24 protein-coding genes are annotated in these 25,084 nt (G+C 70.4%); 9 read left to right on the top strand and 15 right to left on the bottom strand.

From position 1 onward, the window contains the following. Positions 1 to 115 precede the first annotated feature (115 nt). Both ACTWPW_RS37775 and ACTWPW_RS37770 read right to left on the bottom strand, forming a co-directional pair. Positions 116 to 1,987, bottom strand: coding sequence for an acyl-CoA dehydrogenase family protein (locus ACTWPW_RS37775; RefSeq protein WP_443171483.1), 1,872 nt, complete (start codon positions 1,985 to 1,987; stop codon positions 116 to 118). Between the two features lie 68 nt (positions 1,988 to 2,055). Then, positions 2,056 to 3,267, bottom strand: coding sequence for an APC family permease (locus ACTWPW_RS37770; protein ID WP_443171482.1), 1,212 nt, complete (start codon positions 3,265 to 3,267; stop codon positions 2,056 to 2,058). 94 nt (positions 3,268 to 3,361) lie between these two features. Here ACTWPW_RS37770 and ACTWPW_RS37765 point away from each other — a divergent pair, with 94 nt between their 5' ends. The 4 genes from ACTWPW_RS37765 (at position 3,362) to ACTWPW_RS37750 (ending at position 6,347) form a co-directional block, all read left to right on the top strand. Then, on the top strand, positions 3,362 to 3,823 hold the full coding sequence (locus ACTWPW_RS37765; RefSeq protein WP_364119559.1) for an Lrp/AsnC family transcriptional regulator: 462 nt from the start codon (positions 3,362 to 3,364) through the stop codon (positions 3,821 to 3,823). 69 nt (positions 3,824 to 3,892) lie between these two features. Continuing rightward, complete coding sequence (locus tag ACTWPW_RS37760; protein WP_443171481.1) at positions 3,893 to 5,323, top strand: serine hydrolase domain-containing protein; 1,431 nt, start codon at positions 3,893 to 3,895, stop codon at positions 5,321 to 5,323. A gap of 11 nt (positions 5,324 to 5,334) precedes the next feature. Further along, entirely contained in the window at positions 5,335 to 5,766 is a 432-nt protein-coding gene (locus ACTWPW_RS37755) for a hypothetical protein (RefSeq protein ID WP_375117038.1), read from the top strand. Then, positions 5,763 to 6,347, top strand: a complete 585-nt coding sequence (locus ACTWPW_RS37750) for a TetR/AcrR family transcriptional regulator (protein WP_375117037.1) — start codon at positions 5,763 to 5,765, stop codon at positions 6,345 to 6,347. The genes ACTWPW_RS37755 and ACTWPW_RS37750 overlap by 4 nt, the downstream gene beginning before the upstream one ends. Here the strand turns inward: ACTWPW_RS37750 and ACTWPW_RS37745 are convergent. The 7 genes from ACTWPW_RS37745 to ACTWPW_RS37715 all read right to left on the bottom strand — a co-directional run bounded on the left by ACTWPW_RS37745 (position 6,344) and on the right by ACTWPW_RS37715 (position 13,145). Beyond that, positions 6,344 to 6,478 (bottom strand): hypothetical protein, encoded by a 135-nt coding sequence (locus ACTWPW_RS37745; protein ID WP_375117036.1) that lies wholly within the window; start codon positions 6,476 to 6,478, stop codon positions 6,344 to 6,346. The genes ACTWPW_RS37750 and ACTWPW_RS37745 overlap by 4 nt on opposite strands. Positions 6,479 to 6,889: 411 nt before the next feature. Continuing rightward, positions 6,890 to 8,035, bottom strand: a complete 1,146-nt coding sequence (locus ACTWPW_RS37740) for an acetyl-CoA C-acetyltransferase (RefSeq protein ID WP_375117035.1) — start codon at positions 8,033 to 8,035, stop codon at positions 6,890 to 6,892. 72 nt (positions 8,036 to 8,107) lie between these two features. Further along, positions 8,108 to 8,761 (bottom strand): hypothetical protein, encoded by a 654-nt coding sequence (locus tag ACTWPW_RS37735; RefSeq protein WP_443171480.1) that lies wholly within the window; start codon positions 8,759 to 8,761, stop codon positions 8,108 to 8,110. A 23-nt stretch (positions 8,762 to 8,784) separates the two neighbouring features. After that, entirely contained in the window at positions 8,785 to 9,558 is a 774-nt protein-coding gene (locus ACTWPW_RS37730) for a class F sortase (RefSeq protein ID WP_364119579.1), read from the bottom strand. A 5-nt stretch (positions 9,559 to 9,563) separates the two neighbouring features. Continuing rightward, entirely contained in the window at positions 9,564 to 10,622 is a 1,059-nt protein-coding gene (locus tag ACTWPW_RS37725) for a hypothetical protein (protein WP_375117033.1), read from the bottom strand. 388 nt (positions 10,623 to 11,010) lie between these two features. Beyond that, positions 11,011 to 11,793, bottom strand: a complete 783-nt coding sequence (locus tag ACTWPW_RS37720; protein WP_364119584.1) for a class F sortase — start codon at positions 11,791 to 11,793, stop codon at positions 11,011 to 11,013. Next, on the bottom strand, positions 11,793 to 13,145 hold the full coding sequence (locus tag ACTWPW_RS37715) for a hypothetical protein (protein WP_443171479.1): 1,353 nt from the start codon (positions 13,143 to 13,145) through the stop codon (positions 11,793 to 11,795). Before ACTWPW_RS37715 ends, ACTWPW_RS37720 begins: the two co-directional genes overlap by 1 nt. A 184-nt stretch (positions 13,146 to 13,329) precedes the next feature. On the opposite strand from ACTWPW_RS37715, the gene ACTWPW_RS37710 reads away from it, so the two are divergent. Then, entirely contained in the window at positions 13,330 to 14,475 is a 1,146-nt protein-coding gene (locus ACTWPW_RS37710; RefSeq protein ID WP_443171478.1) for an acyl-CoA dehydrogenase family protein, read from the top strand. A 45-nt stretch (positions 14,476 to 14,520) separates the two neighbouring features. Next, positions 14,521 to 14,682: a hypothetical protein gene (locus ACTWPW_RS37705; RefSeq protein ID WP_364119592.1), complete on the top strand. Its 162-nt coding sequence runs from the start codon at positions 14,521 to 14,523 to the stop codon at positions 14,680 to 14,682. On the opposite strand, the gene ACTWPW_RS37700 is transcribed toward ACTWPW_RS37705, so the two are convergent. The 3 genes from ACTWPW_RS37700 to ACTWPW_RS37690 all read right to left on the bottom strand — a co-directional run bounded on the left by ACTWPW_RS37700 (position 14,683) and on the right by ACTWPW_RS37690 (position 18,517). Continuing rightward, positions 14,683 to 15,450: an alpha/beta fold hydrolase gene (locus ACTWPW_RS37700; RefSeq protein ID WP_375117030.1), complete on the bottom strand. Its 768-nt coding sequence runs from the start codon at positions 15,448 to 15,450 to the stop codon at positions 14,683 to 14,685. 16 nt (positions 15,451 to 15,466) lie between these two features. After that, on the bottom strand, positions 15,467 to 17,689 hold the full coding sequence (locus tag ACTWPW_RS37695; protein ID WP_364119598.1) for an ATP-binding SpoIIE family protein phosphatase: 2,223 nt from the start codon (positions 17,687 to 17,689) through the stop codon (positions 15,467 to 15,469). 123 nt (positions 17,690 to 17,812) lie between these two features. Continuing rightward, a complete protein-coding gene (locus ACTWPW_RS37690; RefSeq protein ID WP_375117029.1) occupies positions 17,813 to 18,517 on the bottom strand; it encodes a metal-dependent transcriptional regulator in 705 nt (234 codons plus the stop codon). Positions 18,518 to 18,617: 100 nt separating this feature from the next. On the opposite strand from ACTWPW_RS37690, the gene ACTWPW_RS37685 reads away from it, so the two are divergent. Continuing rightward, the gene (locus ACTWPW_RS37685; protein ID WP_375117028.1) at positions 18,618 to 19,235 is read left to right on the top strand and encodes a UdgX family uracil-DNA binding protein; all 618 of its coding nucleotides are present in this window, start codon (positions 18,618 to 18,620) and stop codon (positions 19,233 to 19,235) included. Here ACTWPW_RS37685 and ACTWPW_RS37680 read toward each other — a convergent pair. Together ACTWPW_RS37680 and pdxH are read right to left on the bottom strand one after the other, a co-directional pair. After that, positions 19,232 to 20,467: an MFS transporter gene (locus tag ACTWPW_RS37680; protein WP_375117027.1), complete on the bottom strand. Its 1,236-nt coding sequence runs from the start codon at positions 20,465 to 20,467 to the stop codon at positions 19,232 to 19,234. The two genes, ACTWPW_RS37685 and ACTWPW_RS37680, sit on opposite strands and share 4 nt — an antisense overlap. Before the next feature lie 10 nt (positions 20,468 to 20,477). Next, the gene (gene pdxH, locus ACTWPW_RS37675; protein ID WP_375117026.1) at positions 20,478 to 21,131 is read right to left on the bottom strand and encodes a pyridoxamine 5'-phosphate oxidase; all 654 of its coding nucleotides are present in this window, start codon (positions 21,129 to 21,131) and stop codon (positions 20,478 to 20,480) included. A 179-nt stretch (positions 21,132 to 21,310) separates the two neighbouring features. On the opposite strand from pdxH, the gene ACTWPW_RS37670 reads away from it, so the two are divergent. Both ACTWPW_RS37670 and ACTWPW_RS37665 read left to right on the top strand, forming a co-directional pair. Continuing rightward, entirely contained in the window at positions 21,311 to 22,417 is a 1,107-nt protein-coding gene (locus ACTWPW_RS37670) for a citrate synthase 2 (protein WP_375117025.1), read from the top strand. Between the two features lie 217 nt (positions 22,418 to 22,634). After that, complete coding sequence (locus ACTWPW_RS37665) at positions 22,635 to 24,197, top strand: peroxidase family protein (RefSeq protein ID WP_443171477.1); 1,563 nt, start codon at positions 22,635 to 22,637, stop codon at positions 24,195 to 24,197. Here ACTWPW_RS37665 and ACTWPW_RS37660 read toward each other — a convergent pair. Then, positions 24,157 to 25,029 (bottom strand): LuxR family transcriptional regulator, encoded by an 873-nt coding sequence (locus ACTWPW_RS37660; protein WP_443171476.1) that lies wholly within the window; start codon positions 25,027 to 25,029, stop codon positions 24,157 to 24,159. The genes ACTWPW_RS37665 and ACTWPW_RS37660 overlap by 41 nt on opposite strands. Positions 25,030 to 25,084 lie beyond the last annotated feature (55 nt).

Here is a 25,084-nt window from a genome sequence, read left to right as displayed (position 1 = left end):
GCTCGCTCGCGTTTGCGCCAGCGTAAGCCTGAGTTAAGCAGCCGGTCTATACCGGCTTGTCTCGGTTTTGCAACACTCGCGGCACTTCGACCGCACAACCGGTCTAGACCGGACGTCAGAGGATCTTCCTCCGGACGTTCTCCCCGCCCTCCGGCGCGCCGATCCACGGGCCCTCGATCGACGGGTCGAGGATGCCCTCCTCGACGAAGGTGTAGCGGCCTTCGAGGACGTAGCCGGCCAGGCGGACATCCTGGCTGTCGCTGTTGTCCCAGAGCCGGTCGAACAGCGCGTCCACGCGGCGTCGTGCCTGGTGGCAGTAGGTGTCGGCGAGCTCGTACGGCCTGCGCCCCAGATCCCTGGAGTCCTCCTCCGCCTTGAGGCAGACGGCCGTCATGGCGTACAGCTCGGCCCCTATGTCCACGATCCGGCCGAGGAACGACTGCTTGTGCTCCAGCCTGCCCTGCCAGCGGGACATGCCGTAGAAGGTGGACCTGGCCAGTTTCCTGCTGGTCCGCTCCACGAAGCGCAGGTGCGCGGCCAGCGGGCCGAAGTCGGCGTACGCGGTGGGCAGGTTTCCGGTGCCGGCGACCAGCGTGGGCAGCCACTTGGCGTAGAAGCGGCTGGCCCGGCGCAGCGCCTGGGCGCGTTCCTGGCGGGTGGCGTCGGGGTTGATCAGCTCGCCGGCGGCCGACAGGTGGGCGTCCACCGCCTCCCTGGTGATCGCCAGGCGCATGATCTCGGAGGAGCCCTCGAAGATGCGGTTGATCCGGGAGTCGCGCAACATCTGCTCGGCCGGCACGCCGCGCTCGCCCCTCGCCGCCAGCGACGCGGCCGTCTCGTAGCCGCGCCCGCCGCGCACCTGGACCAGCTCGTCGAGCACCTGGTACGACAGCTCGGAGGCGTACAGCTTGGCCAGCGCCGCCTCGATCCTGATGTCGTTGCGCTGGTCGTCGGCCAGGCGGCCGGTGAGCTCGCAGACGGCCTCGACGGCGTACGCGGTGGCCGCGATGAAGGCCACCTTCGTGGCCACGGCCTCGTGCTGGCCGACCTTGCGCCCCCACTGCACGCGCTCGTTGCCCCACTCGCGAGCGATCTTGACGGCCCACTTGGCGTTGCCCGCGCACGTCGCCGGCAAAGACAGCCGGCCAGTGTTGAGCGTGGTGAGCGCGATCCGCAGGCCGTCGCCCTCCTTGCCGATGAGGTTCTTGGCGGGCACCCTGACCTGGGAGAACTCGGTGACGCCGTTCTCGATGCCGCGCAGGCCCATGAACTCGTTGCGTCGCTTGACCGTGATGCCCGGCGAGTCCGCCTCGACCACGAACGCGCTGATCCTCTTGCCGGTCCTGGCCATGACGACCAGCAGGTCGGCGATGACGCCGTTCGTGGTCCACAGCTTGACGCCGTCGAGCACGTACTCGTCGCCGTCGCGGACGGCGGTGGTGGCCAGCCGGGCCGGGTCGGACCCGACGTCGGGCTCGGTCAGGAGGAACGCGGAGATCTCGCCGGCGGCGCACCTCGGCAGGAACTCCCGCTTCTGCTCCTCGGTGCCGAACAGCTTGAGCGGCTGCGGGACACCGATCGACTGGTGCGCCGACAGCAGGGTGGCCAGCGCCGGGCAGTACGAGCCGACGAGCATGAGAGCGCGGCAGTAATACAGGTAGGGGAGCCCGAGGCCGCCGTACTCCTCCTTGATCGTGATCCCGAACGCGCCGAGCGCCGCCAGCCCCTTCACCACGTCGTCCGGCACCTGGGCGGTCCGTTCGATGAGGGCGGGATCGACGTGCGCGTCGAGGTAGCGCCGTACGGCCCTGACGAACTCCTCTCCCTTCTTGGTCGCCTCGTCGGGCAACGTGGGCGCCGGATACACCAGATCCAGCCGGAAGTCACCGAGGAAGAGCTGCTTGGCGAAGCTCGGGCGCGTCCACTCCTTCTCCCGCGCCTGCTCGCCGACCTCCCTGGACTCCGCGTACTTGGCGTGCTCGGTCATAGCACCTCCCGACGTTGCGCCGTCTGTGCCCATGATTACTGCCCGCCTGACGGCGCCCTGTCGCCCGTTTATAGCCCGATTTTGTAGGAACGGCGAGCATTGACGTTCAGCGCGCAGAGTGCCACGAGTCCCAGCACCGCCGGGACCACGAGGTACGCGCCGCAGAACGCCAGCCCGAGCAGCGACATCCCGGTCCCCACCACGGCCGTGCCCCGCTGCCGGCCCGCCGGCAACATCCGCACCGCCGCGGCCACCCCCGCCGACGTGACCGCCGCCAGGCACGCCGAGGTGGCCCGCATGAGCATGTCCAGGTCCACCGCCCACACCAGCACGGGCACGCTGAGCGCGAGCAGCAGCCCGAGGCTCCGGTACGGCGTCTCGCCCGGCCGCCCGCCCCTGGCGAACCAGCCCGGCAGCGCCTTGTCCGCGGCCAGCGCCGCCCCCAGCCGGGACGCCCCGGCCAGGTAGGTGTTGACCGCCCCGAACGTCAGCAGCACCGCCACCACCCCCGTGACCGGCCGCGCCGCCGGGCCGAGGCCGGTCTCCAGCATCGCGGTGAGCGGCACCCCGGTCATGTCCGCGCCGAGCACGGCGACCGAGGTGACGGAGACGCCCGCGTAAAGCAGCCCGATCACCACGAGGGCCACCACGGTGGCCCTGAGGAGGCCCTTCCGGTCGGCGAACTCGGCCGACAGGTGGCTGGCGGCCTCCCAGCCCACGAAGGCGAACATGAGCACCCCGGCCGCGCCGGCCACGCCCGCGGCGCCGTACGGGGCGAAGGGGGTGAAGTTGGCCGCGTCAGCGTGCGGCGCGGCGGTGATCACGGCGGTGGCCAGGAGCGTGACGAGCAGCATGACCAGGGCGATCTGCAGCCGTCCCGAGGTGCGCAGCCCGGCGGCGTTGGCCGCGAACGCGGCCGCCAGGATCAGGCAGGCGGCCAGGGTGCCGGGCACGCCCAGGGTGGCCTCGACGTACTGGCCGCCGACCAGCGCGCCCGCGACCGTGCCGATGGGGACGGCGCCGTAGAACCACCATCCCGCCACGGCGGAGGCGTGCCGGCCGAACGCGAGGCCGACCACGGCGGCCACTCCCCCGCCGCCCGGGTAGCGCGCGCCGAGCGCGGCGAAGGTCAGCGCGACGGGGACGCTCAACGCGAGCATCCCCGCCCAGGCGAGCACGGAGGCGGGCCCCGCCGCGGCGGCGGCCAGGTGCGGCAGCACCAGCATCCCCGGCCCCAGCACCGCACCGACCAGCAGCGCCGTACCCTGACCGGCTCCCATATGTCCATTCATAGGGCTCGAAACTAGTTCAACCATTCGGCCTCACCCCAGCTCGATCGAACGTTCGGCCGGAATGCCATGCGAAGCTGTGGGCATGGACGAACTTGATTCGGCGATCGTGCGGTTGCTCCAAACGGATGCTCGGCAGTCCAATCGCGAGCTGGCCAGGCAACTCGGCATCGCACCCTCGACATGCCTGGAGCGGGTCAGGGCGCTCACCCGCCGGGGCGTGATCCGTGGCTACCACGCCGACATCGACCCCGCCGCGCTCAACCGCGGCGTGCAGGCGATGGTCTCGGTGCAGGTGCGGCCACTCAGCCGGGCGGTGATCAACGCGTTCAAGACGTCGGCCGCCGAGATGCCGGAGGTCATGAGCGTGTTCGTGCTGGCGGGCGGTGACGACTTCCTGCTGCACGTGGGCGTGCAGGACCTCGACCACCTGCACGGGTTCCTGCTCGACCGGCTGAGCAAGCGCAAGGAGATCGTCGGGTTCCGCACGTCGGTGGTGTTCCAGCAGGTGCAGAAGGCCGTGCCGACGCGGCTGGAGGAGACCTGACTTTCGTCAGGGGTCTCCATGGACGGTCGGCCGATACGGAAGGGGGTCCCGCCTTTCTAGGTTTCTCGGGTGAAATCCCTCATGTCCCTTCTGGCGGCCGCGCTGACCTTCACCGCGACGCCCGCCACGCCCGCCACGCCCGCCACGGCCGCTCCTGAGCTGACGCCCGCCGCCGTCGACGCCTACCTGCGCGAGGCGATGGAGTCCACCGGGGTGCCGGGCGTGTCCGTGGTCGTGACGCGCGGCGGCGAGGTCGTGCACGCCGCCGGCTACGGGCACGACTCCGCCGGCCGCCCGGTCACCGAGGACACCCCCATGAGGGTCGCCTCGGTGAGCAAGTCGTTCACCGCCATGGCCGTCATGACGCTCGTGGAGCGCGGCGGGATCGAGCTGGACGGGCCGGTGGCCGCGCAGCTGCCCGGCTTCACGATGGCCGATCCCCGGGCCGCGCGGATCACCGTGCGGCAGCTGCTGAACCAGACCTCCGGACTCTCCGACCGCACGGTGGACATCGGCGCCACCGAGCGCGCCACCTCCCTGGCCGACTACACGGCCCGCCTGGCCGGCTCCCGGCTCGCCGCCGACCCCGGCACCCGCTGGGAGTACTGCAACGTCAACTACGACCTGGCCGCGCGGCTGGTCGAGGTGGCGAGCGGGCGGCGGTTCGGTGACTACCTGCGCGAGCGGGTGTTCGGGCCGCTCGGCATGACCTCCAGCGCCTTCTCCGACAAGGTCGTCCCGGTCGCGGACGGCTACAACTCGCTCTTCGGGGCCTGGCTGCCCCGGCCCGAGCTGGCCGGGTTCCACGACGACAGCGGCGCGGGCGGGGCCATCACCACCGCCGCCGACATGGGCAAGTGGCTGATCGCGCAGGCGGGGGACGGCCGGCCGCCCGTCGGGCGGCAGAGCCTGGAGGCCATGCACCGGCCCACGAAGCTGCGCCCGTACGGGATGGGGTGGGGCATCGAGGACAACGGGCAGCTCGTGCACTCGGGGAACCTGTTCACCTACAACGCCGTCGAGGCCGTCTCCCCCAAGACCGGCTACGGCTTCGCGGTCATGACCAACAGCGCGACGCTGTACGACCCGACGTACGACATCATGCTCGGGCTGACGGCGCTGAGCGAGGGCAGGAGCCCGCAGGGCCCGGGGAACGACCGGCAGCTCTTCGAGGCGGTGCTGGCCGCGATCGCGCTGGTCGCGGCCGGTCTGGGCGTCCTGGGCGCGGTGCGGGCGCGGCGCTGGGCCGCGAAGCGGGCAGGGCGGCCCCGGTGGCGCGTCGGGGTGCGGCTGCTCCCCGCGCTGATCCCGGTCGCGGTGCTGGCCGCGTACCCGGACCTGGTCACGGTCCTGGTGAACGGCCGCACGGTCACCTGGGCCCAGCTCGCCTACTTCCCCGCCCCCATGTCGATCACGCTGGTCGTCGCGGCCCTCGCGGGCTTGGGGGTGACGATCGCCCGAATTTGTGTACTGTGTAAGCTTACAAGGTACACAAATTAGAGGAGACCGCCGTGCACACCGTCGCGATCGTCGTCCCCCTCGTCTGGCTCGCCTGGCTCGTCGCCACCGACTGGTTACCGATGTTCCCGCTCAACGACCTGAGCGGCGCGAACGTGCGCGGCCGGGCCCTGGCGGCGGCCATCAACTACCCGTTCCCGCTCCTGGTCGCCGCCGGGGTCGCCTACGGGCGGGCCTGGTCGCTGCTCGCCGCCATGGGGATCTGCGTCCTGATCCTCGCCGGGCACCTGTACAACTGGTGGCTGCCGTACCTCGGGGTGAGCAACGCCGGGCAACGCGAGCTCTACCGGCGCGAGTACGCCCGCACGCTGAAGATCCTCCCGGCAGAGGGGCACGACGTGGTCGTGGACGTCCAGCACATGGTGGTGGGCGCGCTGTCCCTGATCATGCTGGTGACCACGCTCGTCGCTACCCTGAACCCATGACTCCAGGGCCGAGGCGCGCCGGGCGGCCTGCCGTGCTCACCACCGAACGCATCGTCGCCGCGGCCGTCGAGGTCCTGGACGCCGATGGGCTGGAGGCGCTGACCATGCGCCGCCTCGGCACCCAGCTCGGCGTGGCGGCGATGTCGCTCTACCGCCACTTCCCCAACAGGGACGCGCTGCTGGCCGAGGTGGTCAACCGGCTCTTCGCCGAGGCCGTGTCCGAGTTCGCGCCGGAGACGGCGTGGCCGGAGGCGCTGACGGGGTTCGGGGTGGCGTACCGGCGGATGTTGCTGGCCCACCCGCACGCCGTGCCGCTCCTCGCCACCCACCCGGTCGACGTGGACCTCGGGCTGGAGCTGCTCACGGGGCTGCTGTCGCGCTTCGAGGCGGCCGGCATCGCCGCGCGGGACGCGCTCACCGCCGTACAGTCGGTCGGCGTGTACGTGCTCGGCCACGCCCTGGCCCAGGTCGGCACGCCACCGGCCGAGCAGCACGACGAGAGCGCCCGCGCGTTCTACGACCAGTGGTTCGACTCGGGGCTGCTCGCCATGGTGACCGGCTTCGAACGGCAGCTGGTCTAGCCGGCGGTGACGAGCTCGCGGCGCGGAACGGCCGCGTAGCTGATCGCGAGGGCGCCCAGGCTCAGCGCGGCGGCCGCCGGCCCGACCGCCGTGGTGGCGATCACGACCGGCACCCGCCGCTGCACGACCATGCGCGAGTCCCGCGCGGCCCTGGACCTCGTGATCAGCGCCGGTTCGGCGGCCCGTTAATTCGGTTGCACGGGCTCCTGGCGCCCCCATAGCCTCTTGGACATGCGCCTTTACCAGTAATTCCGCTCAGTCCACCCGTCCAGCCATGAGACGCGGCAATCGAGCATGCCGACCGGCCCCTTCCGAGCCGCGTCGTCGAGAATTACGTAAAGGAGCTTCCTCATGCGAGTTCGCGCCAGCAAGAAAAACAGCCGCCCCGGGCTTCCCGTGGTGCGGCCGATGCCCAAGATGCCGCAGCGGCCGATCGCGCCGCCGCGCCGCATCCCCTCGAAGGGGCGCTGAGACTACTACCGGGATGGGTAGTAAACGGAGCGCCGCCTCCCCCGTACGCCTGGGAGGCGGCGCTCCACCTTTCACAGCCTCTCGATGATGGTGACGTTGGCCTGGCCACCGCCCTCGCACATCGTCTGCAGCCCGTACCGGCCGCCGGTGCGCTCCAGCTCGTGCAGCAGCTTGGTCATCAGGATCGCGCCGGTGCCGCCCAGCGGGTGACCGAGCGCGATGGCGCCGCCGTTGGGGTTGACCCGGGCCGGGTCGGCGCCCAGCTCGTGCATCCAGGCCAGCGGCACCGGGGCGAACGCCTCGTTGATCTCGACGACGTCGATGTCGTCGATCGACATGCCGGCCTTCTTCAGCGCCCGCTGCGTGGCGGGGATCGGCGCGGTCAGCATGTAGACGGGGTCGTCGCCCATGAGCGCGAGCTGGTGGATGCGGGCGCGCGGGGTCAGGCCGTGCTCGCGTACCGCCTCCTCCGAGGCGATGAGCACGGCGCCGGAGCCGTCGGAGATCTGCGAGGAGGTGGCGGCGGTGATCTGCCCGCCCTCCTTCAGGGTCTTCAGACCGGCCATCTTCTCCAGCGTCGTGTCCGCCCGGGGGCCCTCGTCGTCCTCGACCCCGTTGATGGGGGCGATCTGGTCCTTGAAGTGGCCGTTGGCGATGGCCTTGGCGGCCCTCTGGTGCGACTCGAACGCGAACTGCTCCAGCACCTCGCGCGTGTAGCCCCACTTCTCACACATGAGCTCCGCGCCGCGGAACTGCGAGATCTCCTGCTTGCCGTAGCGCTCGACCCACTTCTCCCCGAACGGGAACGGCATCCCCTTCTCCAGGGCGGCGGTGATCGACGAGCCCATGGGCACGATGCTCATCGACTCGACGCCGGCCGCCACGACCAGGTCCTGGGTGCCGGACATGACGCCCTGGGCGGCGAAGTGGATCGACTGCTGCGAGGAGCCGCACTGCCGGTCGATCGTGACGCCGGCGGTGGTCTCGGGCAGCCCCGCCGACAGCCAGGCATTTCTCGCGATGTCCATGCTCTGGGGGCCGAACTGCATGACACACCCCATGATGACGTCCTCCACCGCCGCGGGGTCGACGCCAGTGCGGTCGATCAGCGCCTTCAGCGTGTGAGCGGCCAGGTCAGTGGGGTGGACGGTGGACAGGCCGCCCTTCTTCTTGCCGACCGGGGTGCGGACCGCCCCGACGATGTACGCCTCTGCCACAGTGCCTCCTGGAAACCGAGCATTATTCGGTTACTAGGGGCAGACTACAACAGAATGACGTTCTGGCGCTGCTCACGTAGGGGGTAGAAGCTCCTCCGCCGCGTCGACCCGGAACCGCCACCGGTCCACGACCAGCCCGTTCAGCGTCTCGGACAGCTCCAGGGCGAGTGTGCCCAGCTTGACCGGCTCCTCACCGCGCAGCTCGATCGCGGTCAGCTCGGTGGCGAAGGGCAGCAATTCCTGTACGGCCGGCGGCTGGCCCTTCTGCGGCACCAGCATGGCCCGGATGTCGCCCGCCGCGAACGCGGGCCCCTCCTCCTCCTGCTCCAGCAGGGGCGCCAGCTCCTCGGCGGTGGGCCGTACCGGGAGGATCACGGCCGGACCGCTCTCACCGCTGTCGTCCGCCGGGTCGCTGACCTCGCCCCGGCACACCGCGAGGCCCTTGAGCCGGAAGGCCAGCCCCTCGGCCAGGAAACGGTCGAAGTAGTCCAGCGGCAGCGGCCCCTCGGCGACCACCCGCACCGCCCACACCTTCTCCAGCTCGCCGCCGGTCAGGTCCGACTCGGCCTCGACGGGCGCGCACACGCGCACGTCGGTCGCCACGATGTCGTCGCCGTCCCGGCGGGCGCTGGGGTCGGCGAGCTGGACGAGACGCAACAGCTCGTCGGGGTCCGGCTTGGCGGGCAGTGCCGCCGTCGGGCCAGTACGCAGTCTCCGCTTCGCCATCCAGCCCATGCCAGCCTCCGCGCTCAGCTTCGATAGGAGCTCGTCATCGTCGCGTAGACGATGACGTTGTCGGTGTAGTGCCCGGTGGTCCGATCGTAGGTACCACCGCAGGTGATGAGGTGGAGCTGGGCGTTCTCCTGCGTCCCGTAGACCCGCTGGGTCGGGAACGTCTTCTTGTTCGCCTGCTCCACGCCGCCGACCGTGAACACCGCGGTCGTCTTGTCCTGGCGCTTGACCTCGATGGTGTCGCCGTTCCTGATCTCCGGCAACCGGCTGAACACGGCGCTGCGCGTCCGGGTGTCCTTGTGGCCGAGCAGCACCGCCGGCCCCACCTCACCGGGGGTCGACATGTTCCGGTACCACCCGACCAGGTTCGGGTCGTTCGCCGGCGGCACCTGGATCGTGCCGTCCTTGGCCAGCCCCACCGACTTGATCGGAGCGTTGATCCCCAGGCGCTTGATCACGATCCTGACCGGGGTGGAGGGCAGCATCGGGGGCGCCGGGGTGATCTGCGGCAGCGGCGGCGGCACGTCGGCCGGGGCCTGGAAGAGCGCCTGCTCCGGCTGCCCGCTCGCCTTCGGCTGCGCCGGCAGGGGCAGGGCGTCCCTGCTGCTCTGCAGGCCGTACTCGGCGGGCGAGTTGAAGACGATCAGCAGGCCCGCGACGACGGTCACGACCCCGGCGATGGCGGCCCCGATCAGCACGGTCCGGAGCGCCGTACTGCCCTTGTCCTCCGGAGGCGGCGGCGGCGCGGGTTGCGCCGGACCGCCACCGTACGGCTGGTAGTAGCCCCCCACGATCGTCAGCCCTTGGCGGTGCGACGGCGGATGAGCAGCCCACCGACGGCGGCCGCGGTGATCAGAGCGGTGCCGGTCAGGATGAACAGCCGCCCGTCAGGCCCCATGTCGCCACCGGCACCGGTGTCCGCACCCGCCTTGGGCGTCTGGGACTTCCTGGTGCTGCTGGGCGTGACCGTCACCGTCGCGGTGCTGGTCCTGGTGGGGCGGGGGCTGGTCGTCGTGGCGCTGGGGCTCGGACTCGGGCTCGGGCTCGCCGTGCCGGCGGTCACCGTGAAGGTGTACGCCTTGAGGCCGGTCGTCGGGGCGGTGCACCTGATCGCCGGCGAGGTGGCGGAGGTGCCGAAGGCCAGATCGCCCGCCGTCAGCGAGACGGTGCCCGCGGTGGTGGGCTTCACCTTGATCGTGACGCTGGGGAGCGTCGTGATGTCCGAGCCCGCGGTGACCCCCGTGAGGGCGGCCTCACCGGTCGCGGTGGCCGGCGCGCCGGCGCCGCTCGCCTTGATCGTGGCGAAGAGCTTGGGGCTGGTGGTGGGGAAGCCGGTGGGGGCCTTCAACGCGTCACCGGAGGCTTGGATGGTGCCGGTCCAGGTGATGGAGGCGTCGGTGTTGGTCGTGGCGCTGGTGGGGGGCGTCATGACGACCTTGATGTCGACGTCGGCGGGGTAGTCGGCGTCGGTGGTGCCGCTGGGGAGGGTGCAGTCGTAGGTGACGATGTCATCCTCGCTCCCACCGCCGCCGCCCGTCTGGACGGGGATGGAGATGCTGGCGGGAGTCGCCGACACGTAGGTGCAGTTTGTCGCCTCACCAGCCACCGTGATGGTCAGCAGAGTGCCCGTCGTCGTCGACACGGGAGCCAGGACAAGATTGCCGCCCGTCGTAGCCGTGACGCTGACCGAGGCGGTCATCTTCGGTGGCGTATACGTCCCGTTGGCCTGAACCGCCGTCGCGACCGTGCCGGTGCCTGACCCCTTAAGGGGCGTGGGGGTTCCGCCCGTCACCGTGAGGTCACCCCCGCTGGTGGTCACGGACGCTTGTGCGGCGATCGCCTTGGTGGCGGTCATGGCGGGGAAGGTCCACTCGATCGTCGCAGCCTGGGAGGGAGCCACCGTTGCCGGGGCAGTGGCCGTCAACACGACCGACTCGGCCGGCAGAGCGCCGCCTGTGCACCTGTATGTAACTTTCAACGGGTCCGCTGCCGCGGCCTGAGCCGGAGACGACAGAGTTAAGACGGAGCAGACGAAGAAGACCAGCGTGCTCGCAAGCCCCAACGCGGACGTCTTATGGGCGAGGCGGCGCCCCACCTGGGACATAAGCACGGGTCCATCTCCGTTTCAAAGCAGTGTCAACAGTCGTGCCAGAATTCCAGCCGTTGGTCACGGTTAGGTTGAGATCCTACGAACTGTCCCTGTCAACTTCCCGTAAACCGCCAAATCCGCCACAGCTTCCTCCTCAGCCCTTCTTCTTCGACAGCGTTGCGTACACAACAATGTTGTCCGTGTAGCTGTGCGCCGTCTTGTTGTAGACGCCACCACAAGTGATGAGCCTGAGCTGAGAGTTGCTCGTGTTCCCGTACACCCGCTTGGTCGGGAACCCGTTCTTGCTGGCCTGCTCGATTCCGCTGACCGTGAAGCGGGTGACCTTGCCGTCCGACCGGTAGACGTAGATGTGGTCGCCCTTGGCCAGCTCGCGCAGGCGGTCGAAGACGGCGGGGCCCTTGCGGGTGCTGACGTGGCCGTTGATGATCGCCGGACCGGCCTCGCCCGGGACCGGGGAGAAGCGGTACCAGCCCGTCTGGTTGGGCTTGCTCAGCGGCGGCGTGCCGAGCTTGCCCTTCATGTTGACGGTGACCGCCCCGATCGGGGAGTTCACCTTGAGCTTGGGGATCTTGATGCGAGTCGGCCTGGCCTTGGCCTTGGCGGCCTTGGTCTTGGGCGTGGGGATCGGCGCCACGACCGGCGCGGCGGCCAGCGGGGGCGGCGCGTCCGGGCGGGCCGGGGTGAGGGGGACGTTCTTGCCGCCGGGGCCGACCGTCGGCGGGAGCACGAACGCGCCCGCGTTCTGCACCTCCACCTGGGTCGGCGCGTCCTGGGCCGCCAGCAGCGACTCCGAGCCGTCGTCCACGGGAGGCGCCAGCGAGAGCAGGCTCACCATGACCAGGCCGACGCCGCCGAGCGAGCCGGCGATCAGCAGTCCGGGCAGTGCCCTCTGCATCGGTGTCTTCTGCTCGGCCATCAGTGCGCTCCTCCCGCGTGCGCGGCCTTGCGCCGGCGCAGCACCAGCCCGCCACCGGCACTTCCCATCAGCAGCACCATGCCGCCGGCCATGAGCCCGTACGGACGCTCCGGACCTTCCGGCGCCTCACCGGTGTCCACGCCGCCGCTGGGCGTCTTGGCCACCTGGGCCCTGTAGTACCTGGTCGCCGTCGGCCCGGTGCTCTTCGGCGTGGACGAGGTCGTGCCGGACACCTGCGGAACGACGATCACGCGGCCCAGGCCGTCGGTGATGGTGCCGGCCGCCGGGGGCGTGGTGGTTCCCGTGGACGTGGGGTCCGGGTCGACCGGATCGGTCGGCTCGTCCGTCGGCTCCTCGGTGGGGTCGTCCGTGGCGGTGTTCGTCGGCGTCTGGGAGCCACCTGGGACGTTGATGTCGATGGCGCCCGGGTCGCCCTGGAGCGTGCAGGTCGCCTGCTGGTGCTGGGGTGGCTCGGGCACATCACCGGTGAACACCTGGAAGGCGTCGAGGTAGGCGACCTTGCTCTCGGTGTTGATGATCTCGATGGTGTGCGGCCCGTACTCGAGCTGCGGCGACGTCCAGAGCACTTCCTGCGTCTCGGTGCCCGTCATGTCGTTGCCGCTGCGGTCCTGGCCCGGCTGGACCAGGCCCGAGGTAACGGGCTGCCCGTCGATGAGCACCCTGATCGGGCTGAGGTCCTGCTCGCGCCTGCCGATGTAGGCGACCTTCGTGCCGATGAAGTCGAGCTTGGCGACGGAGTCGAGGCCCTCGGTCCTCTGCAGGTCGTTGAGGTAGTCGTCGTACCTCGACGCGGTGTACTCCCAGGTCCAGGGCCCGTTGTACTTGATCTTCGGGTCCTTGTTGTTGACCATGACGTCACCCTCGGCCGGAGTGAACCGGACGGTCAGGGTGCTGGGCTTGAAGCGGATGGTGCCGGTCCTCGTGAGCGACGCGCTGTCCGACAGCCCTTCGGGAAGTTCGAGGTAGTCGCCGGGCACCAGCTCGCCCTGCGTCTGGCCACCGCGCGGCCGGAGCTGTCCGATCCAGCCGCCGCTGATGTCCACCACGCCCTCCAGGTCCAGGGAGGACCCTTCGGGGAAGAAGCCGGGCGAGCCGAACTTCTGCAGGCTCTTGTAGCTCATGTCCCAGCGGACGTTCATGGTGCCGCCCTCGACCTGGGGAGTCATCCGGGCCTCGATGTCCACGCCGCTGCCGGCGATGCCGCCCGTGCAGCGATAGTTGGCCACCAACGACGCCTGTGCCTGGCCTGGGATCGACGACGTCACGACGAACGCCGCAGAGGCCGCCATGCCCACCGATGCGGCGATCAACGCCTTGCGCCACCGACTCACGGGAGACTCCGATCAACCACATACGGACCGAGGGTAGATCTTAGGGTCGAAACACCCGCAACACCTACCGAATGTCGCTTCTTCCGTCACTTGTGATGAACCCGTGTCCACAGGCTCCCCGGGCCCCGGTAAAGCGGGTATACCTGGCGGCAACAGAACAGCATTCTGCCAGTGGAGGCGACTGATGCAGCGAGACCTCTTCGACGAGGAGCACCTGCTCTTCCGCGAGACCGTGCGCGAGTTCATGGCCCGCGAGGTCGTGCCGCACCACCCGCAGTGGGAGAAGGACGGCGTGGTACCGCGCGAGGTCTGGAAGAAGGCCGGCGAACTGGGGATGTTCGGGTTCTCGGTGCCGGAGGAGTACGGCGGCGCGGGCATCACGGACTTCCGGTACAACGCGGTGATCGTCGAGGAGATCATGCGGAGCGGCGCCAGCGGCCTCGGCTTCTCGCTGCACAACGACGTCATGGCCCCGTACGTCGTGGACCTGACCGACGACGAGCAGAAGCAGCGCTGGCTGCCCGGATTCGTGAGCGGCGAGCTGATCACCGCCATCGCCATGAGCGAGCCGGGCGCCGGCAGCGATTTGCAGGGCATCAGGACCACGGCCATCCGCCAGGGCGACCACTACGTCGTCAACGGGCAGAAGACCTTCATCACGAACGGCATCAACGCCGACCTCGTCGTCGTGGTGGCCAAGACGGACCCGGAGGCGGGCGCCAGGGGCACCACGCTGATCGTCGTGGAGCGCGGCATGGAGGGCTTCAGCCGCGGGCGCAACCTCGACAAGGTCGGCATGAAGGCGCAGGACACGGCCGAGCTGTTCTTCGACAACGTCCGCGTGCCCGTCGCCAACCGCCTCGGCCCCAACGACGGCGAGGGCTTCTTCCAGCTCATGCACAACCTGCCGCAGGAGCGCATGTCGATCGCCGTGGCGGCGGTGGCCGCGGCCGAGGACGTGCTGGAGCGGACCATCGAGTACTGCAAGACTCGCCAGGCCTTCGGACGCAGCATCGGCTCCTTCCAGAACACCCGCTTCGTGCTGGCGGAGCTGGCCACCGAGACCGAGATCGCCCGCCACTACGTCGACAAGTGCATCCTCGCTCTCAACGCGAAGGAACTCACCGCGGTGGACGCCGCCAAGGCCAAGTGGTGGACCACCGAGCTGCAGAACAAGGTCATCGACCGCTGCCTGCAACTCCACGGCGGGTACGGCTACATGATGGAGTACCCGGTCGCCAAGGCGTGGCTCGACAGCCGGGTCCAGACGATCTACGGCGGCACCACGGAGATCATGAAGGAGATCATCGGCCGGTCCTTCGGGTTCTGATCCGTCACCGCGCGGCAAGCCGGTTCGCCCCGCATACTGGACAGCATGGACGGCGGCCTGATCCTTCTGATCTTCCTGGCGTTGCTGTTCGCCTGGGTCCTCAACCGCGTGCGCCGGGCGATCCGCCTGGGGCCGATCGGCTATGCCGGCGTGGTGATCGTGTTCGTCCTGGTCATGCTGCTGCTGTGGGGCCAGACCAAGATCTAGCTACGCCTCCAGGATGACGCGCGCCACCAGCTCGGGGTCGTCGCTCATCGGCACGTGCCCGCAGCCCTTCAGCAGCTTCACCCGCTGGCCCGACCACCGCGCCGCGCGCACCGCCTGGCGGCGCAGCAGCAGCCGGTCGTGCTCGCCCCACGCGATCGTGATGGGCGACTTCGGCGGCGCGGGCGGCATCAGCCCGCCGAACGACTCCAGCGTCTCGTCGAACCCGGCCGCCCGGCCCAGCGCCTGGGTGGCCGCGATGAGCGCGGTCGGATCGAGCCGGGTGGGACGGGCGACCAGGACCCCGGCGGAGACCGCGCGCAGATAGCGGTTCTCGGCCGTCCTGGCGAGCTGCTCGGGAGGCAGGGAACGGGCCGAGGCGCGCAGGGTGCGCAGCATCGCCTGGCAGTAGAGCAGCTCCGAGCGCGACCAGAAGCCGGCCGGGGACAGCGCGGTCGCCGTACGTACGACACCGCGCGAGGCCAGCTCCAGCGCGATGTAACCGCCCAGCGAGTTGCCCGCCACGTGCGGCTCGCGGACACCGAGCAGCGCGCAGAAGGACTCGACCGCGTCGGCCAGCGACTCGGCGGTGTAGGGGATGCGGTCGGGCAGTGCGGGAGAGACCCCGAAACCGGGCAGGTCCACCGCGATCACCGTGCGCGCGGCGGCCAGCCGGTCCATCACGGGCAACCAGGCCTGCCAGTGGTGACCGATGCCATGAATGAGGATCAGCGGCTCGCCGGTGCCCCGTCGTTCGAAGGCCAGCTCCATTGAGCCAGTGAATCATTCACCTGCCGCGCGTGGGAATCTCGAACCAGACCGCTTTGCCTTCCCTGGTGGGTCGCGACCCCCAGCGCCGGGCGAGCTGGTCGACCAGGTAGAGGCCGCGCCCGCCCTCGTCGTTCTCCCCCGCGCTGCGGATGCGGGGCAGGCGCAGGTCCTGGTCGAACACCTCGACCCAGACCGACTCCTCGCCCCTGCGCAGCCTCAGCGTGAACTCCTTGTCGCCGACCACCTCGTCCTCGAAGCCCGGCACGTCCCAGGAATCCTCGAACGGCAGCGGCGGCCCCTCCACGACCAGCTCCCTGCGCGGCACCCCGGCGGTGGCGGCGTGCAGCACCACGTTGGTCACGACCTCGGAGACGAGCAGGCAGGCCAGCTCGGCGCGCTCCTCGGGCACGTTCCAGCTCGCGAACGCCTCCGCGGCCATGCGGCGCGCCTCGCCCACCATGATCGGCTGGGCGGGGAAGGTGCGCGCCTCGACGTCGAGGTCGACGTCGCTGGAGCGGACCACGAGGATCGCCATGTCGTCGTCGATCTCGCCGGGCACCGCCACCGTGGCGGCGTCGGCGATGCGTTCGACCTCGGCGTCGGACATCTTGGCGAGCTTGTCGCACAGCACGCCGAGGGTCTCGGCCTCGCTCGGCATCCTGCCGTCGCGGCCCGGGCGGCGGTCGATCAGGCCGTCGGTGTAGAGGAGCAGCGCCGCGCCCGGTGGCAGGGTGCGGGTCTCCTCCTTGTAGACCAGGTCGGCGTGCAGGCCCTTGGCGCGCACCCCGAGCGGCTGGCCGACCTCCTCGATCTCGAGCTCCGAGCACTGGCCGTCGATCAGCAGCAGCGGCGGGGCGTGCCCGGCGTTGGCGAAGGAGAGCTGCCGGGACCAGGCGTCGTAGACCAGGTATTGGCAGGTCACGATGGGCGGGATGCTGACGTCGGCGCCGTTGTCGTCCTGCTCGGGGGTGGCGATGATGCGGGTCCACTCGTCGAGCCGGGCCAGGATGTCGGCCGGGGACTTGTCGTCCTGCGCGAACGCCCGCAGCGCCGCCCTGAGCTGGCCCATGATGGCCGCGGCCTTGGCGCCCCTGCCCTCGACGTCGCCGATGACGATGCCGACGCGGCCGGCGGACAGCGGGATGACGTCGTACCAGTCGCCGCCGACCTGGGTCTGGATGCCCTGACCGTGGGAGGCCAGCGGGGCCGCCGGGTAGTAGCGCACGGCGATCTGCAGCCCGTCGAGCTGCGGCAGCGCCCGCGGCAGCAGGTGCTTCTGGAACGACTCCGCCGTGTGGCGCTCCTCCTCGAACAGCAGCGCGTTGTCGATCGCGAGCGCGACCCGGGTGGCGATGGCCCCCACGAAGTCGCGGTCGAAGGCGTCGTAGTGGGGGCTGCGGCGGTCGGTGAGGTTGGACAACCCGAGGTACATCAGCCCGAGCGTCTCCCCGCGCACCAGCAGCGGGGCCACGATGGCGGAGGTCATGCCGATCTCGCCGCACAGGCGCGCGCTGTCCTCGTGGGGCGAGGGGTAGCGGCTGGTGGCGAAGTCTTCGACCAGGATGGTCTCCTGGCGGCGCAGTGCGGTGTCAGCATAGTGGCCGGAGGGGTAGCGGATCTCGGCGCCCACCGGCTTCCATGTTCCCGACGGCGGCGTCCACCCCTGTACGTGCTGCGAGACCCTGCGGACGAGCCGGTCGCCCTCCATCAGCTCGATGAAGCAGTGGTCGGCGAACTGGGGGACGAGCATCTCGGCGACCCGCTTGAGCGTCTCCTCGACGTAGAGAGAGCCCGCCAGCCGCTCGCCGATGCGCTCCAGCAGCCCGAAGCGGTCCTTCTCGCGCTCGTTGCTGCGCAGCGCCTCGCGGGCCATGATGACGATCCCCGTCACCGAGCCCGACGAGTGGCGCAGCGGCACGGCCTGGGCGCGCACGTAGACGATGGTGCCGTCGCCGCGCCGCACGTCGAACGTGCCCTCCCACACGCCGCCCTTGAGCACATGCTTGGCCAGCTCGATCGCCAGCGGGTGGTCCTTCTCCATGATCCCGAGGGACAGGACGGACGTGTCACGCGAAGGCGTCTTGCCCTGGTGGCCGAAGAGTTTCTCGGCGAAAGGGTTCCAGTAGAGGAGATTGCTGAAACGGTCGGTCACGACCACGGCCATTTCGGCGTGGTCGAGCACGGATCCGGCCGCAAGGTGATCAGCCGCGTCCTGTGACAGATCCCCCCATCGCTTCATCCGGAGACCACTCCTCGGGGTGGCGTGCATGCAAAGCGGACCACGAGCGCTCCTGCAACAGTCTTGGCCAGAGGGGAGTGGAGGGCCTCCCAGGAGGGATTCAACCAAGTAGCTGCGCGCGCGTCAGCGCTTGGAGACAAAAACGTGTGCCGCGATATCGCGCGGTAGCTCCGCAGGAGTGTCCTTCGCGTCACCGTCACCTGTCACCCGTACACCGTCGTCGCTCGCCGCGAGCGTCACCTCGCGTCCGGGTTGTATCCCAACTTGCTTGAGTTTAAGCATCACAGCGGGATCGCTTTGCACTTGTTCGCTAATTCGACGCACGACAACAGGTGTGTCACGTGTTCCCGCGAGGTCGCACATGGTCGTCAGCGTGTCGGGGCCGCTCTCGACCGGCTCCCTGGCGCCCAGCTCGGCCAGCCCGGGGATGGGGTTGCCGTGCGGGCACACGGTGGGGTTGTCGAGCAGCGTCACCAGGCGGGACTCGACGGACTCCGACATGACGTGCTCCCAGCGGCACGCCTCGATGTGCACCTCTTCCCAGGGAAGCCCGATGACCTGGGTCAACAGACACTCGGCGAGGCGGTGCTTGCGCATGACGCGGGTGGCCAGGGTGCGGCCCAGCTCGGTCATCGACAGGTGCCGGTCACCTTCGACGCGGACGAGCCCGTCACGCTCCATGCGGGCGACGGTCTGGCTCACGGTGGGGCCGCTCTGCTGGAGGCGCTCGGCGATGCGCGCGCGGAGAGGGACGATGCCCTCCTCCTCGAGCTCGTAAATCGTTCGGAGATACATCTCCGTGGTGTCGATCAGGCCGTGTGCGGTCAAGGCTCCTCCCAACTGAATGGTACGCCGGTCGTGGCGGGGACTGAGCCCGTCCGCAGCGGGCACAGGAGTCACAGGAACCCTATTGGGAGAACGACCGACGATGGTTAAGGACGGCAACAACGGGGCGGCCGAGTTCCTTCCCGACCGGCTCGACCTCGATTCCCTGCGCAAGGCCGCCGCCCGCTGCGAGGGATGCGACCTCTACCGGAACGCCACGCAGACCGTGTTCGGCGAGGGCCCGCGGCGGGCGAGGTTCATGCTGGTGGGCGAGCAGCCGGGAGACCAGGAGGACCGCCAGGGGCATCCGTTCGTGGGGCCGGCGGGCCGCATTCTGGACAAAGGGCTGGAAGAGGCCGGGATCTCGCGTGACGACGTCTATCTCACGAACGCCGTCAAGCACTTCTCTTTCACGCCACGGGGTAAAAGACGCATTCACCAGAAGCCGACGGCCGGCGAGATCGACGCCTGCCATCCATGGCTCGGCGCGGAGCTGGCCGTGGTGCGGCCGGAGGTGATCGTGGTGCTCGGCGCCACGGCGGCCAGGTCGCTGCTGGGGAGGGAGTTCCGGGTCACGCAGCACCGGGGCGAGCCGGTGCCGCTCGGGGAGGCGCTCGCGGTGGCGACCGTGCACCCGTCCGCCGTGCTGCGCGCGCCCGACAGGGACGAGGCGTACGCGAGCTTCCTGGCCGACCTCCAGGCGGCCGCCAGGGTCGCCTAGCGCGCCCGGTAGTTCCGGAAGCCGGCCACCGACAGCCCCACGACCAGCACGGTCACGGCGCACGCGAGGCCGCCGCCCACCCACGCGCCCGTCAGCCCGAACGCGGTCGCGGTGGCTCCGGCCCGCAGCTCGCCCAGGCGCGGCCCGCCGGCCACGACCACCATGAACGCGCCCTGCATCCGCCCGCGCATCTCGTCCGGCGCGTACAGCTGCAGGATCGACTGCCGCCAGACCGAGGAGATGACGTCGGCCACCCCGCCGACGGCCATGAACAGCACCACGAGCCAGAGCTCGTGCGCGAGCCCGGCGGCGGCCACGGCCAGGCCCCAGATGGCGATGACGATCGACAGCGCCACCCCCTGCCGCCTGACCCGGCCGACCCAGCCGGAGAACAGCGCGCCGGCGACCGAGCCGATGGCCATGGCGGAGGTCATCCAGCCGAGCGCCTCCATCGAGCCGCCGAACCGCACGGCGGTCAGCTCGGGGAAGAGCGCCCGCGGCATGGCGAACACCATCGCGATGATGTCCACGACGAACGACATCAGCAGCACCGGGCTCCTGACGACGAAGCTCAGCCCCTCGACCACGGCCCGGGCCCCCGGGCGCGTCACTTCGCCCAGCGGGGGCAGTGAGGGCAGTCTGAGCGCCGCGTAGAGGCTGCCGGCGAACAACAGGGCGTCCACCGCGTACGCGGCCGGGAAGCCGCCGTTCCCGAGCAGGACCGCGCCCACCATCGGCCCCGCCACCGCGCCGATGCTGTAGACGAGCGAGTTGAGCGCGTTGGCGGCGGGCACCAGCTCCGGCTCCAGGATCCGGGGGATGATCGCGCCCCTGGTGGGGCCGGTGATGGCGAAGCCGGTGGAGTTCAGCGCGACCGCGAGGAAGATCAGGTGGATGTTGTTCAGACCGAGCAGGGCCTGGACGAGGATGAACAGGGTGGCCGCCCAGGCGACCAGCGAGCCGGCGATGAGCAGCTTGCGCCGGTCCACGGCGTCCGCGACGGCCCCGCCCCACAGGCCGAAGACGATCAGCGGGATCAGGTTGGCCAGGCCGAGCAGGCCGACGTAGAACGAGGAGTGGGTGAGCTCGAAGACCTGCTGCCCGACCGCCACGACGGTCACGCCGACGCCGACGTGCGACACGGCCTGGCCCAGCCAGATCCGGCGGTACGCGGGAACGCCCAGCGGCCGGGTGTCTACGAGATGACGCTTGACCAGCTCCCCGAATGCCACTTAGAGAACATTAAGGGGCAAGTCTCTCCACAACCCACCCGGGTCGCGTACGCCGGTAGCGCAGCCTGTCGTGCATCCGGTCGAGCTGCCCCTGCCAGAACTCCAGCTCCATCGGGACGACCCGGAAGCCTCCCCAGAAGTCGGGCACCGGCGGATTCTCCGGCCAGCGCGCCGCCAGCTCCTCGTAGCGGGCGTCCAGCTCCTCCCTGGAACGCACGACCGCCGACTGCCGCGAGGCCCACGCCCCGATGCGCGAGCCGTACGGGCGGGAGTCGAAGTATTCGGCCGACTCCTCGTGGGAGATCCGCATGACGGTGCCCTCGACGCGCACCTGGCGGCGCACCGGGTGCCAGGGGAACAGCAGCGAGGCGCGGGGGTTCTCGGCCAGGTCGCGGCCCTTGCGCGACTCGTAGTTGGTGTAGAAGACGAATCCGCGTTCGTCGTAGCCCTTGAGCAGGACCGTCCTGGCGCTCGGGCGGCCGCCCGCCGAGGCGGTGGCCAGGACCATGGCGTTGGGTTCGGGCAGGCCGGCGTCGAGTGCCTCCTGGAACCAGGTGGCGAATTGCGCGATGGGGTCGGACGCGAGGTCTGATTCGAGCAGCGGCTCGCCCTCGTACGTACGGCGAAGCCCCGCCAACGTGGGCGGGCGCGGGGTGGCATCCACGAGACGGTATTCTTGCGCGCTTGCGTGGTAGATCCCATGCACCGCTCCCCACCAGCGGGTTTGGCTCAACGGCGGGTCCCGAGACCGACCATGACCTGGGAGGGGGTTAAATTGACCCGCCGGTATCTCGACATCAAGGCATTGCCCAAACATGGCAACAGAAGGGGAGGCGGCCGAGTATGTCCGACTTCAAACCCGGGCTCGAAGGCGTTGTGGCTTTCGAAACCGAGATCGCGGAACCGGACAAAGAAGGGGGCGCCCTTCGATACCGGGGCGTCGACATCGAGGAGCTGGTCGGCCGAGTCCCGTTCGGGGCCGTGTGGGGCCTGCTGGTCGACAACACGTTCCAGCCGGGTCTGCCCCCGGCGGAGCCGTACCCCATTCCTGTCCATTCTGGTGACATCCGCGTAGACGTGCAGAGCGCGCTGGCCATGCTGGCTCCGGCCTACGGCTTCAAGCCCCTGCTCGACATCAGTGACCAAGAGGCCCGCGACCAGCTCGCCCGCGCCTCGGTGATGGCCCTCTCCTTCGTCGCGCAGTCCGCGCGCGGACTGGGCCTGCCGATGGTGCCGCAGAGCCGGGTGGACGAGGCCAAGACCATCGTCGAACGCTTCATGATCCGCTGGCGCGGTGAGCCCGATCCCAAGCACGTCAAGGCCATCGACGCCTACTGGACCTCCGCGGCCGAGCACGGCATGAACGCCTCGACGTTCACCGCCCGCGTCATCGCCTCCACCGGCGCCGACGTGGCCGCCGCGCTCTCCGGCGCCGTCGGCGCCATGTCGGGCCCGCTGCACGGCGGCGCCCCGGCCCGCGTCCTGCACATGATCGAGGGCGTCGAGCAGCTGGGCGACGCCAAGAAGTACGTCCAGAGCGAGCTCGACAAGGGCAACCGGCTCATGGGCTTCGGCCACCGCGTCTACCGCGCCGAGGACCCGCGCGCCCGCGTGCTCCGGCGGACCGCCAAGGAGCTCGACGCGCCTCGCTACGAGGTCGCGGCGGCGCTGGAGCAGGCCGCGCTGGAGGAGCTGCACGCGCGCAAGCCCGACCGGGTGCTGGCCACCAACGTCGAGTACTGGGCGGCCGTCGTCCTGGACTTCGCCGAGGTTCCCTCCCACATGTTCACCTCGATGTTCACCTGCGCCCGCACGGCCGGCTGGGCCGCGCACGTCCTGGAGCAGAAGCGCACGGGCCGGCTCGTCCGCCCCAGCGCCAACTACACCGGCCCCGCCTCGCGCCCGCTCAGCGAGGTGCCGGGCGCCGACGAGGTCGTCGGCAAATACTGATCCACTGATCCGCCCGAAACGGCTACCGCGCGGCCACCCCGCCCCGCGGTAGCCGTTTCGCTTTCCCGGGCTGAAAAGCACTAGGGGAAAGTGGTTCCTTGACCGCCTCCGGTCAAGGGCACAGCCTGACGGCAGGCACCCCCCCAGCCCTCCCACCAGCAGGCACGTCGGCGTTCGCCTGCCTTCCTCCGGTGGGAGGTCAGTAAGGAGGCACGTCATGACGAATCCCGGGCCCTCTTCCGGCATGACCAGGCGCGGCTTCCTCACGGGTGTGGGAGCCGGGGCCGCCGCCCTGACGCTCACCCCCGCCGAAGCCCTCGCCAAGGTCGTCACGGTACGCGCGGGTGGCCTGGCCACCTCCCCCGACAGGTTCGGACGGGTCTTCAACCTGGCCCCGTTCGCCGACTTCAACGCGCCCAGCCTGAGGCCGGCGCTGATGGAGATGGGCCGCCCCGGCGGCCTGGTCGACGCCAGGGACCCGCTGCAGGAGGGGCCGATCCGGCTGATCACCAACCCCGAGCTCAGCCCGAACAACCTCGACAACGCCGCGCACACCGCGGGCGTGACGTTCTTCGGCCAGTTCGTCGACCACGACATGACCTTCGACGAGTCCTCGCCCCTGGGCGTCCCCACCGCGCCGGAGCAGTCGCCCAACACCAGGACGCCGGCCTTCGACCTCGACAGCGTCTACGGCCGCGGCCCGGCCGCGGACCCGCAGTTCTACGACCCCGCCGACACCGCCAAGTTCCGCCTGGAGAGCGGCGGCCGGTTCGAGGACGTGCCGCGCAGGTCGAACCGTACGGCGATCATCGCCGACCCGCGCAACGACGAGAACCTCATCATCAGCGGCATGCACGCCGCCTTCCTGCGCTTCCACAACCGGGTGGTCGACCACCTGCGCGCCTCGGGGCAGCAGGGCAATGTGTTCGAGGCCGCCAGGCAGCAGGTCAGGTGGCACTACCAGTGGCTGGTGCTCAGGGAGTTCCTCCCGCTGATCATCGGCCAGAGCGCGGTCAACGACATCCTCACCAACGGCCGGCGCTTCTACCGGCCGGCCGCCGGCCAGCAGTTCATGCCCGTCGAGTTCCAGGGCGCGGCCTACCGGTTCGGGCACAGCATGGTCAGGCCGTCCTACCGCGCCAACCTCGCGGGCAACCCCGACGGCACGCCGTTCTTCGGCTTCATCTTCGACCCCGCCGGACAGGGCCAGAGCGACCCCGTGGACCTGCGCGGCGGGGCCAGGGCGCCCAGGCGCTTCATCGGCTGGCAGACGTTCTTCGACTTCGGCGACGGCGAGGTGCGGCCGAACAAGCGCATCGACACCAAGCTGTCCACGCCGCTGTTCAACCTGCCGCTGAGCGCGATCCCGTCCGCCGACCCGCCGACGTCGCTCGCGCAGCGCAACCTCCTGCGGCACATCACCTGGTCGATGCCGTCCGGGCAGAACCTCGCCCGCGCCATCGGCGTACCGGCCCTGGAGGCGCAGCACTTCCCCGAGCTGCAGGTGATCGGGCACGGCCTGCCCTCCAGCACCCCGCTCTGGTACTACGTGCTCAAGGAGGCCGAGGTCCTGGCCGGCGGCGCCCGGATGGCCGGGGTGGGCGCGCGGATCGTGGGCGAGGTCTTCATCGGGCTGCTGCAGCTCGACCCGAGCTCCTTCCTCGCCACCAACCCGTCCTGGCGGCCCACGCTGCCGCGCCGCTCGGGCGGGACCGGTGACTTCCGGATGGTGGACCTGCTCACGTTCGCCCGGGTGGATCCGGCGAGCCGGGGCCAGTGACCTCCGGGACCGCCGCCACCAGGCCGGCGCGGTAGGCGTTGGTCAGCGCCTCCGACCGGTTGCGCGCGCCGAGCTTCCTGAACAGGCGCGCCCGGGTGCTCTCCACGGTCTTGCTCGCGATGCCGAGCAGGCGGGCGGTCTGCCTGATGGTGTGGCCGCGGGCGATCGAGGCCAGAACCTCGCGCTCGCGGCCGGTCAGCCTCGGTACGGGGCTCAGCCACCGCCACATGCCCGCCCCCACCACCACGTACTTCCTGGCCACCAGCTCCAGCACCGCGCACAGGAGCTCGGGCACGTCGCGCAGCCACAGCACGGCGTACGCGCCGCGCGCGACGGCGTCCGTCACCATGGCCGGCTCGGGCGGCATGGTGGGCACGGCGACCGCACGGGCGCCGAGGCCGGCGGGCAGCGCCCAGTCCGCCGGCACGGGGTCCACGAGCACCGCGGTGAACCGGGCCCCGAGCCAGCCCTGCTCCTCCTCGTCGTACGGCAGCGCGTCCCGCACGGCCGCCAGCGCCTGCCCGGCCCCGAGCAGCGCCCGCGTCACCATCTCGACGGCCAGCAGGCACCTGGCGTGCACGACCACCAGCTCCCGCCCGCGGACGAGCTCCGCGCGCGACGCCTGGCCGGGCGGCCCGATCAGCCCGAGCCCCCGGAGCACCGCCTGCCCCTGCCCGACGACGCCGAGCTTGCGGTAGATGCGCCGCCGGTGGTTCTCCACCGCGCAGCGGGAGACGCTCAGGAGGTCCGCGATCTCCTGAGCGCTGTGGCCTGAACCGGTCAGGGAGAGGATCTCCAGCTCTCTGGCGGTGAGGACGTCAGTGTCATCCATGTCCATCACGGCCCATCACGCCTCGGGCGACTTGTCAGGAAAGTGAGACTCCCTG

The organism is Nonomuraea sp. KM90, assembly GCF_052246675.1.
GTDB lineage: Bacteria > Actinomycetota > Actinomycetes > Streptosporangiales > Streptosporangiaceae > Nonomuraea.
The sequence above is the reverse complement of the archived record's forward strand: the minus strand, read 5'-3'. Positions and strand labels throughout refer to the sequence as shown.